This window comes from Clostridium sp. 001 (genome assembly GCF_019056555.1).
Lineage (GTDB): Bacteria > Bacillota > Clostridia > Clostridiales > Clostridiaceae > Clostridium_B > Clostridium_B ragsdalei.
Genome location: NZ_CP020473.1, coordinates 4255778 through 4270058 on the forward strand (window position 1 = coordinate 4255778; position 14281 = coordinate 4270058).

Sequence of the window (14281 nt, forward strand, 5' to 3'; positions counted from 1 at the left end):
AAATATCATGGTGAATATCGCACAGAATGAACACAAGACAGTATTTTTAAGCTCACACAATTTAGATGAAGTACAGCGTATTTGTAACAGAATTGCTCTGCTCAACAGTGGCGAAATTAAGCTTTATGGTAAATTAGATGAACTTAAGAGACAAATGGGAAAGGACACAGTAGTAGTTCAGACAAGCAGTGTAATTACTGATGTAATATTTAAAAAAATAAAACATATCAAGGAGTTAGGACTTAAGGAGAGAAATGGAAACAATCTCCTTTTTGTTCCTACTCCCAATATAAAAGTACAGCGTATAATTGATGTTCTATCTAAAGAGAAAGTTGAAATCGAAAAGTTTACGAAAAATGAAGCTTCACTGGAAGAAATGTATTCGGCTATTGTAAAGGAGGCATAGCTATTATGAAAAAAATATGTTCAATAATAAATGCTAATCTAAAGAACAATTTGCAGTCAGTATCACTAGTAAGTATTTATTTTGGAATTGCGCTCATATGTACTGCAGTAATTGGAATGATTGGAATTAAATCCGTAATTGACCCTGCTATTGAATCGGGGAAAATCAATGTATTACTGTATGTACTTATATTGCTTTACCTATTGTATATTTTTGCTTAAGTTTACTTATGAACCTTGTTGGCCTCATTGGGAAAGTTATGGATGCTGGGGCTATTGGTATCATTTTTGTGTCTGGTATAGCTGCGCTAATGATTAATATTGTTAGTAGTATTTATTCTTATCACTATTGCAGCGTGTGTAAGATTTCTGTCATCTACTCAAGATAGTAATACATTTGAACTTACTTTGAATAATACCCTTTTATTGCTTGCTCTAATTCCACCAATTGTAAATATACCTCTTTTCACTACCGTACCTTTAGTGAGAGATAAAACTAATGGAACAATAGAAAATCTTTTGGCAACTCCGTTAAATCCAAAGGAAATTGTAAAAGGAAAAAGTTTTGCCATTTTTTTACCCGGCTTTATTATAGCTATCTTATCACCACTTATAGTTATGATAGTAGTGAACTTTAGTTTAACTATTTCAAACTATGGTTTTTTTTATTTTCCAATGACTCTTTTGCTTTCTGTATTTGTGATAACTCCCATGTTTTGTTATGAACTAACAAAATTTACTATACAGATATCTATGATTAAATCACCGGAGGCAGCTATAGCACCTTCCTATTTGATTGGATTTGGTCTGATTATTGGTATTCCCATTTGTTCTACAATTGGCTTTATTAATCTTGCATCTTGGAGCTTTTCATTGATTTATTTAGGAGTAACATTTATCATGTGGATTTTGGTATGGAGTTTTTCATTACTGCTTACTAAAGAAAAGATTATTTTATCTAATTTATAAGTGATACTTATAATATTCATGACAGCATTTTTTTGTCAGGTCTTGCCTATTCAATTAGTCTTTTTCTAGCGAATGAGGTGATATATGAAACAATAATGACTGCAATTATAGTGCCTATCTTTTTCTTGAGTACAGCTCTTTTTCCCTTAGAAAGTTTGCATGGAGGACTTAGGATAACTGTAATGCTTAATCCATTTACACATGTTATCAATGCTTTACGTAAATTAATATTTGGAGATACAATTAGGGCTTTTGATATTTTACCTGTAATTTTATTATTTGCAGTGATGTGCTGCGGGAGCTTTGCTCTATCCATGTGGAGACTTAAAAAAGAAACGATTCAATAATTAGAAAAAGCTGAAAATAGGCGAGAATAGTTAAATATTAGATCTATAAATAACTTATACAAAGCAATATATTTTATATGCTCCCGTGAAATCCCTTTTATCGTTGGATATAACGTGGTAAGTTGTGTTTTTTTTAGGACATAATGATGATGAAGTTGCAAGATATGTGTCATATACGCTTTCTTCAAAATCAAATAAAGATGTAGTTGTAACTTGCGGATGATTTTGCATTTATCCTCTACAGCTTATTTTTATACCTTTTTTATATCATATACAATATGCTATAATTAACTATAAATACATATAGTATCGGGAGATGGAGATGGATAATAAGGGATTTAAAGATTTAGAAAATTTTTATCTAACTTATAAAAGCAGACTTAAAGAATATATGCAAATAAATAAATTAGAAGACGTACCTAAAATACTACTAATGCATTGGGGTGGAATTGTGATTGAAACATACATAAAACATATATTAGTGCAAATTAGTGGTGCAAAGAAGTGTAACAGTAGTGGAAATTTATGGTATACAATGGATGGATTTAATTATATAATTAAACAAGGAAATATGCGTAAAAATAAATATAAAAATTATATTTGTACTGAAAATCCAGGTCATGCAATTGAAGGTGGAATTAGATCTATAGATTTTTTAAATGAATTAATTACATCAAATATTAAGATTTTAAGAGATGTAAAAGTAGTTCAAGATCCGCTTAGAAAGGAATCAAAAAATGGATTTATAGATCTAAGATATATAGCTCCAGAAAGTGTTGATAGGTTAGATAAATTGTTTATTGAATGGAACGAAAGTTTTAAAAGTTTATTAAAATGGTTAATAGAAAACACTAAAAATATCGAGGTGAGGATGGATGAGTAAATTAGACATTAGACAAAAAATCCAAGATATCTTAGAAAAGCATTTTGTTAAAAATAAAGAAAATGAATGGGTTAGTGTGGATAAGGTAAATATAAATAGGATAGATGTTGACGTAGTTACTTCTATAGATGAAAAAACTGATGAGAGCAGTAACTTTATAAAAAATAATATAAATTCATTTAATGAAACTTTAAGTAAAGCTGAAAAAATATATCTTGGGTTTTGTAATATTTATAGTCTAGAGGAGGCAGATTTTCTTGGAATAGAAAAGCCATATAAAAAGAGTAAAGTTACAGCAAGTTTTGGAGATATTATAGATAATAATGAAAATAGCGTTAAAAATGATAAAAGATTAGAAGCGACAAGAGTAATATCATTTTATTCATACAAAGGTGGAGTGGGAAGAACTGTTGCATTGGTACAAACTGCGAATTTATTATCAGCTAAGGGAAAAAAAGTAGCTTTAATAGATATGGATATAGAGGCACCTAGTTTTAATGACATATTTAGTGATGATATTCAAACGGAAAATGGATTAGTTAATTATTTATATAATAAATTATATAATTTAGAAAAAATAGAAGTATCATCAATTGTATCAAAACTTTCATTAAATACTAAAGGTGATGTTTATATTGTACCAGCTGGTAATATAAACAAAAAGTATGTAAAGATGTTGGAATCTCTTAAGGAAAGAAGAATTAGTGAAAATCAATATATAAAAAATTTAATAAATGAATTGCAAGATAAATACGGGATAGAATATGCATTAATAGATTCAAGAACAGGTATAAATAATTGGGGAGCATTGTCAATTGGAGAAATTGCAGATGAAATAATTTTGTTTGCTTATCCTAATAAAGAAAATGTTAATGGCATTAACTTAATTTTAGATATTATTGAGGATAGAAAAAAATGTACAGTAGTATTTTCAAGAATAGATGTAACAGATGAAGGTAAGAGAAAGGCTAGACAATTTTTTGATGAAATTAATATAGAACAGGAATTTATAGGTATAGAATACGATTCTGCTGTTGCAGTAGCAACTAAGTATCCTTTAGAGGATAGGCTAAATAAGTTTAAGTGTATAAGCGAACTTATATTGGAAGATGAAGTTAATAAGTTCAACGCTAACTGGATAAGAATTAACAAAGAAAAATCAGATAAAATTTTAGATGATTTAGAACAAGGAAAGTACTTTAGTAAAATACTTACAAATGATGAGTCAAAATTTAACAATAAAAGCAATTATATAATTGTAAAAAACAATAAGATTAAACTAAAAGATATAGTAAATGAAGGTGGTTATAAAGAGAATTTATTTGAGTTTAAGGTTTATGATTTTGAATTAATGATGCTATCGAATAGTAATAAGCCACTTATTACTGCAATTACTAACATTTTGGCAATAGCAGCAGTTAATTGTAATAATTATATTGAACCACAAAAAGAGCATAATATAGAAATGGATTTTGAAAACTATTTTCAACGTTTAGATGTTGGGGTTAAAAATGAAAAAGACTACTTGAAAAGTATAGTAACTAATTTTCGCAGTATACTTGATTCAATTGAAGAAAAATCAAATGTAAAAAGAATATATTTAAATATTAATATAAATGACATTTTAAAATATAGATTTAGCAAAGTAGCAGATAATATTAAAATTGAATTAGTATTAATAATTATTGAAATTTTAAACTTAAATGACAAATTTCAATTTAAATTAGTATTTAATGAAGAAGAATATGAAAAATATAAAGATGATTTAAAATCAGTAAAAGCAAATATGTTAAATTTATCATGGCGTTATTTAAATCAGGATGTATTAATCGATAATATAAGACAAATTTTTCAACAAATTTCAAAGTATGCTAATGGTATTTATAGTAACGATGAAATTGTAAAAAATGTTATTGAAAAAGAAAAACTTAGTATATATGATGCTTCGTCTAAAATTCTTGTGGGAAGTAATTTGATATATTGTAAAAGAATAGACTCAACTAAATATTCTAAAGAATTTATAATTTGGTTAAGTGATAAGATTCAAGAAAAAAAACTGGTAAGTAAGAAAGACGTTTTAGATATAATTAGGGAAAGTGCTAGAATAGAAAAGTTAAACCCGAAAGAAGGCAAAAATAGTATTATTACTTTTGAAAGTTTTAACAAAGCAATACAAAAATTAACAAACGAAATAAAAACTACAACAGTGTATAAAGAATTTTAGTAGTAGCTCTAGATAAACATAATTGCTTTTATGTATCAGAACTATGATGGCTCTAAATTAAAAAACTATGTTAGGGTTATAACCTAACATAGTTTTTTTATATGACAAGACAGCAAATATAGGGAAAGAGAATACATAAAATAATTTACATGTCTTTTAGATTGTAGAAGCCATATTTTGGCTGGGCTATTTTTTCATTTCTTTAAATATATTTTTGACTTGCTTATTAAGAGTATAAGTTTTAATATTAGACTTCAATTTTGATATAAACAACTGTTCGTTTATAGGTTTAGTTATAAAATCATCAGCACCACAATTCAAAATAGCTGCAAGGGTTTTAGGATTGTCTAGGGATGTAACAGCTATTATAGAAGATTTTAGATTGGACTTTCGTATGTCTCTGATTAAATTTTGGCCAAACTCATTCTCTAATATAATATCAACTAAATATATATCATATTTTTTATTGCTTTTCAGTAAATCCTTACTAGATTTATAGGAATCCACATTATTTATGTTATATCTTTTAAATAGGTCTTTTTCAATTAAAGAATCGAAACTACTGTCGTCTATAATTGCAATTTTTGCTTCCTTTAAATCTTCCATATATTCATCTGATTGAAATACGGAATCTATACGTTGAACAATTTGTTCATTTAAATCCTTTTTTAAAATATAATCAGTTACACCTAAGTTCAGAAGCTTTTTCTTTGTTTCATCAATTGCATTACTTGTTACAACAAATATGGGGATATCTTTTTTATTGCTGTAATTTATATCCTTAAGAAAATTTTCTATAGAACCTCCTTTTGCATAAAGAGATGTTATAATAATATCTATATTGGAATCCTGTAGTATTTTATAAGCTTCATTGAAATTATCAGCGGATATATAGGAATAGTTACCTTTTACTAAGGTATTTTTTACAATATTACAAAAAAATTCACTTTCTTCAATATGTAGAACAGTATGCATATACTTCACCCCTTGGAGAATATTTATCTGATGGATACCTACTGGAACACTCCCACGTATGTTGTGAAAGCGATTCACTTTAAATCAAAGATTTGGGATATTTGCTTTTCCCACTAAGTAAGATTCATTGATAACCACGTTATTAAGTATATTATCGTAGATATATAGGAAATAATTAATATGTTTTACATAGGTTTTAAAAATACTTATAATAAAGTTATATTATTAAAGAGAAGAAAAAATATGGAGGAAGTGTCATGAATAATGGATTTTATTATGAAACGAAAATTGGTAAAATAGGTATTGTTGAAAATGGAAAGGCCATTACTCATATAAGTTTTGGAAAAATGAATTTTCAAGATGTATATATAAATGAAACATATTTATTGAAAAATGCAGGTAATCAGCTCCAAGAATATTTGGATGGAAAAAGAAAAAAATTTGATTTGCCTCTGGAACCACAGGGTACGGAATTTCAAAAGAAAGTATGGAATGCACTGAAGGAGATTCCCTACGGTGAAACATTTAGTTATAAAGATGTGGCCCGAAATATAGGAAATATAAAGGCTTGTCGTGCTGTTGGCATGGCAAACAATAAGAACCCTATTCCCATATGTATTCCATGTCACCGTGTTATAGGTTCAAATGGCAAATTAGTTGGCTATGCAGGTGGTTTACATATAAAAGAAAAACTTTTAGGAATAGAGAAGCAAAATTGCAGATAGTTAAGGTTGAAGTTCTTTAACTGTGAAATTATATGAACTTCTGCAAGTTATTTTTCTAGTAATGGGGGAAATTGGTATGAGTGAAAATGATTTGTATAAAAAGGCGATAAGAGAAAAAATTTTTGAATTGGCGGATAATGAATATAAGAAATTTCAAGAAAATTTGTGCCCTGACAATGACAATATTGTAGGAGTAAGACTTCCACTTTTAAGAGATCTTGCCAGAGAAATAGCTAAAGGAGATTGGCGTACTTATATAAAAACTGCACAGAATGAATACTATGAAGAAGTTATGCTTCAGGGAATAGTAATTGGGTGTGTGAGAACTGATATTGAAGAAAGGTTAAGATATATTACAAATTTTGTCCCTAAAATTGATAATTGGGGTGTTTGTGACAGCTTTTGTAGTGGATTAAAATTTACAAAGTCCAATATGCAGCGTGTATGGGAGTATTTACAGCCTTATGCATCTTCTGAAAAAGAATTTGAAGTCCGTTTCTTTGTTGTAATGCTTCTTGATTTTTATATAAAGGAGAATTACCTTGATAAGGTGCTGGAATCATTAGATAAAGTAAAGCATAAAGGTTATTATGTTAAAATGGCTGTTGCCTGGGCCATTTCTACTTGTTATATTAAATTCCCAGAAAAAACAATGGAATATTTGAAAAATAATACATTAGATAATTTTACATATAATAAGGCACTTCAAAAAATAGTGGAGTCCTTGAGAGTTGGAGAAGATGCAAAAGTGATTATTCGAAGCATGAAACGTAAATGAAATAATAAGACACCAATTTTTGTTAATGGGTGTCTTTTTCATATACAAGTTAAATTTCTAATTAGAACTTACGCATTTATCTTTTGCTAATACAATTGTACAAATTAGTATAAGTGCGCTTCCAACCAATATTGCAAATGACATTTGCTCATTGAGAAACAATACACCTAACAATACACTAACTATAGGTTCGAAAGTTCCTAGTATGGATGAAGATGATACTCCTATTAGTTCTATAGCTTTTAGAAGTAAAATTATTGATAATATAGTTGAAACTACAGAAATTCCTAAATAGCAAACTACAATTTTAAAATTAAAGTTTAAAGCTATAGTTTTGTTAAACAGCCCACATAAAGCTGTACCTATTGTTGAACCTAGACAAAGATACATAGTAGTAACCCTATTATCTAAAGACCTGATGGATTTTAAATTAAGGGCAATTAGTGTAAGCCCGTAGGAAAAACCTGAAAATAGAGCTAAGGAGATTCCTAAAATATTTATAGTATTATTTTTAAAACCAACTAATGTGTAAATACCAGTTGCAGCAAGTAATAGGGATATAATTTTTTTAGTACTCATTTTATCTTTATAAAATATAAAACCTGCTATGCAAACTACAACTGGATATATAAAATGCAAAGTAGTTGCAAGGCCACCACCTAAGTAATTATAAGATATAAATAAAGCTTGAGTTGTTATAGTATATCCAGTAATACCAATGGATATAAGTAACAGTACCTGTCCTTTTTTTAAGTTAATATTAATGTGATTGAAGTTTAAGTACAAAAATAATATTAATGTTGAAATTAAAAATCTAAATAGTAATACGGTGGTTGGATTAGAACCATTGAAATATGCAATTCTAGCCAAAATAGGCATAATCCCAAATGCTGTTGATGATAAAAGAGCATAAGCTATTCCTTTGTAATTATTCAAAATTTGTCCTCCTTTTGGATGTCAATAAAAAGACTTAAAAAAGCCATACATATTATAGCATAAATTTAAAACTGTTATAACAGAAATACCATAACTTAATAAGGCAATTTTAAAATTTTTACCAAAGACGACAATTCAGCTTTCTTGCCATAGAAACAGCTAATTTTTGTTTATTATTAAAGCCCATAGACAACATTTTAGCGATTTCAGTTTCTCTTTCTGAAAGATCAGCAACAACTTTTTTTCAATTGGTTTAAACTTTGGATTTGACGAAAGACTTTGAACAAGTTTTTTAGCTAGAGTTGAAGGCAGCATCATTGAGCCTTTGTAAGCATCATTTATTGCTTTTATAAGTTCATCACCTTCAATGTCTTTTAATATATAACCTGAAGCACCATAATTTAATGCTTCAATAATGTAATCAACATCATTAAATGTAGTCAAAATCAAGATTATAATTTGAGGATATAAAGCTTTAAGCATTTTTGTGCATTTAACACCATTTTAAACTGTAAAAAATAAATGTTATCGTATCCAAGCTTAGGAAAGATAAGGATGAGAGGCAAAGATTTACTGAAACTTGAAGGAGAAGAACTAACCTTATTTAGAAGGAGAGAACTTTGAAAAAATTAATAGAAAAGAAAATAAAACTTTTACTGAAAAAAACAGAAATAAATTAGCCTACTATACAGATAATATATTGTTATAGCAGGCTTTAATAGATTTTAAATACTACTTGTAAGCAACAAGTTCTTTTTTCTCTTCCTTACGCCTTTTAGCAAATTCCGCTGTGGCAGTAAAAAGTACATCTGTAGATGAGTTGAGAGCTGTTTCACAAGAATCTTGTAAAACACCTATTATAAATCCTACGCCAACTACTTTCATAGCGATATCATTTGGTATTCCAAATAAACTGCATGCTACAGGAATTAGTAATAGTGAACCACCAGCAACACCGGAAGCACCACAGGCGCAGACAGCAGATAGTACACTTAAGATAAATGCTGTACCTATATCAACTGTGATACCAAGAGTATGAACTGCTGCTAGGGTTAAAACAGAAATGGTAACAGCAGCACCTGCCATATTTATAGTGGAACCTAATGGAATAGATACAGAATATGTGTCCTTATCCAATCCAAGTCTTTCACATAAGCCTAAATTTACAGGAATGTTTGCAGCTGAGCTTCTAGTAAAGAATGCTGTAATACCACTTTCTTTTAAGCATTTAAATACAAGTGGATATGGATTCCTATGAATATTTAAGAATACTATGAGTGGATTAACAACAAGGGCTACAAATATCATACAACCAATTAGAATTATAAGTAATTTTCCATAGCCGAGTAGGGTGGTAATTCCATTTGTAGAAATGGAATCAAATACAAGACCCATTATTCCAAGTGGGGCAAGATTAATGACCCATCTAACTATTGTTGATGTTGCATCTGAAAAATTAGCAATTATAGTTTTTGTAGAATCAGACGCATTTTTTAGAGCAAATCCAAAGAATATTGCCCAAGATAATATCCCTATGTAATTGGCAGTAGAAAGGGCTTTCACAGGATTATCAACAATATTCATCAATAGGGTTTTAAGGACTTCTACAACGCCACCTGGTGGAGAAACGTTCTCTGCACTTTTTGCTAGTGTTAAGGTAACCGGAAACATGAAACTTATAATAACTGCAACGAGTCCAGCTGAAAATGTTCCTATAAGATAAAGGAATATAATGGATTTCATATTAGTTTCATGGCCACTCTTATGTTGAGAGATGGCTGACATAATTAAGAAAAATACCAATATAGGTGCTATGGCTTTTAAGGCGCCTACAAACAAGGAGCCTAAAATTACGATGGGTTTTGCTTGTTGTGGAATTGTTATAGCTAATATAATACCTATAATCAAGCCAATGATTATTCGTTTTACTAAGCTTAATTGATTCCACTTGTTTAGTAGTTCTTTCATAAAAATTTCCTCCTAAAGTTAATTATAAAGTCCAACTATACAATTTTATCATGAAACTTGTCTAATGTGAAGTCACAAAGCTTATGAACAAGGCTTATAAATAAACAGAGTTCTTGGCATCAGATGGAGTTTTGACAAATTAAAAAAATTTTGACAAATTAAAAAAAAGCATAGAACTATGATAAAATATTGTTTGCAGAATAATAAATAGGCGTTAGTAAAAAAGGACTGATTTATTAGTACACATTTTTGAAAGGGGATATTTCAAGTGGAAGAAAAAGAATTAACACGTGGACTAAAAGCTCGTCATATTGAATTAATTGCTTTAGGTGGCACAATTGGCGTAGGCTTGTTCATGGGATCAGCTAGTACGATCAAATGGGCCGGACCATCGGTACTGTTGGCTTATGGAGTAGCCGGCATTGCCATGTATATAGTTATGAGAATTATGGGAGAAATGCTGTACCTTGAACCATTGACGGGTTCTTTTGCAAATTATGCAAATAAATATATATGTCCTTGGGCTGGATATATGACAGCATGGTGCTATTGGTTTATGTGGATAGCTGTCGGTATGTCGGAAGTTACTGCTTTAGGCATTTATATGCATTATTGGTTCCCAGCTTTACCAGCCTGGATTCCAGCTTTAATCGGTGTGGCCATTCTTGCTGCTGCTAATCTGACTTCAGTTAAGTTTTATGGTGAATTTGAGTTTTGGTTTTCTTTAATTAAGATTGTCACGATTGTAGCTATGCTTATAATCGGATTTGGATTGATTTTCTTTGGTTTTGGTAACCACGGTCAAGCTATTGGGTTAGCAAACCTTACAGCAAACGGAGGCTTCTTTGCCGGCAGCTGGAAAGGTTGGTTATTTGCCTTATGCTTGGTAACGGCATCTTATCAGGGTGTAGAACTTATCGGCATTACAGCAGGAGAAGCACAGGACCCAAAAAACACATTAAGAAAAGCAACGAAAAATATCATTTGGCGTATATTGATTTTTTATATCGGTGCTATATTTGTAATCGTAACTATTTATCCATGGAATAAAATCAGTGCTCTTGGCAGTCCATTTGTACTGACTTTTGCTAAGATTGGGATTTCTGCTGCTGCTGGAATCGTCAATTTTGTAGTACTAACAGCAGCAATGTCTGGTTGTAACAGTGGAATTTACAGCTGCGGTCGTATGCTTTATACCTTGTCAAAAAATGGACAAGCTCCTAAATTCCTTGGTAAGGTAACTAAAGATGGTGTACCAGCGAATGCTATTAAAGTAACTTTAGCTTGTTTGCTCGTCTGCGTGGCTTTAAATTATATATGTCCAAATTCTAAATTATTTGTTTATATATAGTGCCAGCGTTCTTCCGGGCATGGTTCCTTGGATTGTTTTGTGCATTAGTCAAATAAAATTTCGAGAAGAACATGCAGCCGAAATGGCAGGGCATCCTTTTAAATCAAAGTTTTTCCCATATGCTAACTACATTGTAGTAGGGTATCTTTTCCTAGTTTTAATTGGCATGTGCTTTAACTCCGATACTCAGATGTCCTTACTTGTTGGTGCGGTGTTCTGCGTCATCGTTACTATTGGCTATTTTGTTTTTGGCATTAACAAGCGGACTCCTCTGAAAGTAGAAGAATTTGAAGATGAGAAATTAGAAACTAAATAAACAAAATAATGCAAGCACCATCATGGGTATTATCATTCATGATGGTGCTTTTGTTATGTATAAATATCTTTTTACTAGAAAAACTATAAAAGATAAGATATGGAATATTGTATAATATCCATCAGCACAAATATTAAAATAGGAGGAGCTTTATATGAGTCAAACTACACTAGAAAAAAATGAAACTATACGAGAAAGAACAGAAGGGAGAGTTAGTTATCACGATTCTGTGGAAGAAATGCTTAAAAGAATCAGGGAAGATGGTATGTCAAACGTATTTGACAGATGGTCCTCTCAAGAAAAAATTAGATGTAAGTTTTGCCTAGAAGGATTAAGCTGTCAATTGTGTTCTCAAGGTCCCTGCAGAATTAATCTTAAAGGAGAACAGAAAAAAGGTGTTTGTGGTATTGGCCCAGATGCCATGGCAATGCGAAATATGTTACTTAAAAACATAATGGGAGCTGGTACATATAGCCATCACGCATATGAAGCCTTTAGAACATTAAGAGAAACTGGAGAAGGCAAGACTCCATTTACAATTAAAGATGTGGATAAACTCAAATGGATGTGCCAGAAAGTCGGAATTAATACAAGCGGAGATACCAATAAAATGGCAGTGAATCTGGCAAATTTTTTGGAAGCTGAGATGGGTAAAGATGTAGAAGAACCTAGTGTTATGGTAGATGTGTTTTCACCAAGAAAGAGAAAAAAAGTTTGGAAAGATCTTGGAATTTATCCTTCAGGAGTAGTTCACGAAGAGCAAAATGCAGTAGCAAGTTGTTTAACAAATGTTGATGGGGATTATGTATCATTAGCTAAAAAAGCGCTGCGGCTAGGTCTGTCAACTATCTATACAGCACAAATAGGACTTGAAATGGCTCAGGATATACTTTTTGGCACGCCTACACCCCATGAGGTAAATGTGGACTTAGGAATTATGGATCCAGAGTATATAAATATTGTATTTAATGGACATCAACCTTGGGCTGGTGTTGCTACTATTCAAAAGGCAAAGATGCAGCAGATACAGGAAAGAGCAAAGGCAGCTGGTGCAAAAGGGCTTAGAATAGTTGGGTCAATTGAAACAGGACAGGAATTATTACAAAGATTTGAGGTAGATGATGTATTTGTAGGTTTAATGGGAGATTGGCTATCTATAGAACCACTTCTTGCTACAGGTACAGTTGATGTTCTTGCAATGGAAGAAAACTGTTCTCCACCTGCAATAGATCATTATGCTGAAAAGTATCAGGTAACTTTAGTAGGTGTAAGTACTATTATAGGTATTCCGGGGTTAAATCATATGATTCCATATAATCCTGAAAAAGTGGGTGAAATGGCTGATAAATTGATTGATTTGGCCATTGAAAATTTTAAAAAGAGAAAGGATAACATTACACCAAAGGTTCCTAAAATAACACAGAAAGCAATAGCAGGGTTTTCTACTGAAGCAGTTTTAAAAGCTTTAGGAAATAAGCTTGATCCACTTGTTGATGTTATTAAGGCAGGGAAGATTAAAGGAATTGTGGCTTTGGCAAATTGTTCAACTCTAAGAAATGGTCCTCAAGATTGGAATACAGTTAACCTGGTAAAGGAATTGATTAAAAAGGATATTTTAGTTGTGGCTGGTGGGTGCGGCAATCATGCTCTTGAAGTAGCAGGGCTGTGCAACCTAGATGCAATAAACATGGCTGGCCAAGGACTAAAAGAAGTATGCAATATGCTAAAGATTCCTCCAGTTCTAAGCTTTGGAACTTGTACAGATACGGGAAGAATATCCATGCTTGTTACAGAACTTGCTAATTACCTTGATGTAGATATACCAGATCTTCCTATTGCTGTAACGGCTCCTGAGTGGATGGAACAAAAAGCTACTATAGATGGTTTATTTGCAGTAGCCTATGGGACATATACACATTTATCTCCAACTCCATTTCTAACAGGCGCAGAACAGCTTGTAAAGCTTCTTACTGAGGATGTAGAGAGCTTAACAGGAGGTAAAGTTGCATTAGGAGATAATCCAAAAGAGGCAGCTGATAATATTGAAGCACATATATTAAGTAAAAGAAAGGGTTTGGAGTTATAAGGCATTAGGCATTTTCAAAGAAGTAACTAGTCAGTATGCTAGCCCATTTTTTATCATACTGCGTCGGTAGAACCCTTAGATAGGATTCACTATCTGCGGAACCTGTCTCCTTGTCTGATAAACAAAGTTCTTGGCACCTGATGCTTAGGAATTGTTATCCAGGGACATAGCCGCTCTTTACTCACACTTGGGAAAGTGTGAGTATTAGAGCGGGTTAGTCATCGGATAAAAAAATATTCGTCGCATCTTTGACTTGTTATTTTCTTTCAAATGCCTTATTAAATGGACGGCTAAAAATAATAGCCGTCCATTTTTAAC

General features: G+C 31.2%; 13 protein-coding genes and 1 pseudogene. 10 read left to right on the top strand and 4 right to left on the bottom strand.

Going from position 1 to position 14281, the window contains the following annotated elements; all coding sequences use genetic code 11:
• Window positions 1–7 precede the first annotated feature (7 nt).
• The 6 genes from B5S50_RS19805 to B5S50_RS19830 all read left to right on the top strand — a co-directional run bounded on the left by B5S50_RS19805 (window position 8) and on the right by B5S50_RS19830 (window position 4828).
• A complete protein-coding gene (locus B5S50_RS19805; protein WP_217302655.1) occupies window positions 8–406 on the top strand; it encodes a DUF4162 domain-containing protein in 399 nt (132 codons plus the stop codon).
• Window positions 407–411: 5 nt separating this feature from the next.
• Window positions 412–627: a hypothetical protein gene (locus B5S50_RS19810; RefSeq protein WP_217302656.1), complete on the top strand. Its 216-nt coding sequence runs from the start codon at window positions 412–414 to the stop codon at window positions 625–627.
• 99 nt (window positions 628–726) lie between these two features.
• Window positions 727–1374 carry a hypothetical protein gene (locus B5S50_RS19815; RefSeq protein WP_217302657.1) on the top strand — a complete coding sequence of 216 codons (648 nt, stop codon included), beginning with the start codon at window positions 727–729 and terminating at the stop codon, window positions 1372–1374.
• A 77-nt stretch (window positions 1375–1451) separates the two neighbouring features.
• Window positions 1452–1721 (top strand): ABC transporter permease, encoded by a 270-nt coding sequence (locus B5S50_RS19820; protein WP_254306635.1) that lies wholly within the window; start codon window positions 1452–1454, stop codon window positions 1719–1721.
• Window positions 1722–2043: 322 nt separating this feature from the next.
• Window positions 2044–2604, top strand: coding sequence for a hypothetical protein (locus tag B5S50_RS19825; protein ID WP_217302658.1), 561 nt, complete (start codon window positions 2044–2046; stop codon window positions 2602–2604).
• Entirely contained in the window at window positions 2597–4828 is a 2232-nt protein-coding gene (locus B5S50_RS19830) for an AAA family ATPase (protein WP_065076543.1), read from the top strand. Before B5S50_RS19825 ends, B5S50_RS19830 begins: the two co-directional genes overlap by 8 nt.
• Before the next feature lie 186 nt (window positions 4829–5014).
• Here B5S50_RS19830 and B5S50_RS19835 read toward each other — a convergent pair whose 3' ends face one another.
• The gene (locus B5S50_RS19835; protein WP_217302659.1) at window positions 5015–5803 is read right to left on the bottom strand and encodes a response regulator; all 789 of its coding nucleotides are present in this window, start codon (window positions 5801–5803) and stop codon (window positions 5015–5017) included.
• Between the two features lie 257 nt (window positions 5804–6060).
• On the opposite strand from B5S50_RS19835, the gene B5S50_RS19840 reads away from it, so the two are divergent.
• Together B5S50_RS19840 and B5S50_RS19845 are read left to right on the top strand one after the other, a co-directional pair.
• Window positions 6061–6528, top strand: coding sequence for a methylated-DNA--[protein]-cysteine S-methyltransferase (locus B5S50_RS19840; RefSeq protein WP_217302660.1), 468 nt, complete (start codon window positions 6061–6063; stop codon window positions 6526–6528).
• Between the two features lie 76 nt (window positions 6529–6604).
• Window positions 6605–7306, top strand: coding sequence for a DNA alkylation repair protein (locus tag B5S50_RS19845; RefSeq protein WP_217302661.1), 702 nt, complete (start codon window positions 6605–6607; stop codon window positions 7304–7306).
• A gap of 57 nt (window positions 7307–7363) precedes the next feature.
• Here the strand turns inward: B5S50_RS19845 and B5S50_RS19850 are convergent, their stop codons facing one another.
• From B5S50_RS19850 to sstT, 3 genes are all read right to left on the bottom strand, one after another.
• Entirely contained in the window at window positions 7364–8242 is an 879-nt protein-coding gene (locus B5S50_RS19850; protein ID WP_217302662.1) for a DMT family transporter, read from the bottom strand.
• Between the two features lie 159 nt (window positions 8243–8401).
• The gene (locus B5S50_RS19855) at window positions 8402–8725 is read right to left on the bottom strand and encodes a response regulator transcription factor (RefSeq protein ID WP_242872060.1); all 324 of its coding nucleotides are present in this window, start codon (window positions 8723–8725) and stop codon (window positions 8402–8404) included.
• Between the two features lie 249 nt (window positions 8726–8974).
• Entirely contained in the window at window positions 8975–10210 is a 1236-nt protein-coding gene (gene sstT / locus B5S50_RS19860) for a serine/threonine transporter SstT (protein ID WP_065076537.1), read from the bottom strand.
• A gap of 268 nt (window positions 10211–10478) precedes the next feature.
• On the opposite strand from sstT, the pseudogene B5S50_RS19865 reads away from it, so the two are divergent.
• Together B5S50_RS19865 and cooS are read left to right on the top strand one after the other, a co-directional pair.
• Window positions 10479–11877 (top strand): annotated as a pseudogene (locus tag B5S50_RS19865) (amino acid permease).
• A 154-nt stretch (window positions 11878–12031) separates the two neighbouring features.
• Window positions 12032–13963, top strand: coding sequence for an anaerobic carbon-monoxide dehydrogenase catalytic subunit (gene cooS, locus B5S50_RS19870; protein WP_065076535.1), 1932 nt, complete (start codon window positions 12032–12034; stop codon window positions 13961–13963).
• Window positions 13964–14281 lie beyond the last annotated feature (318 nt).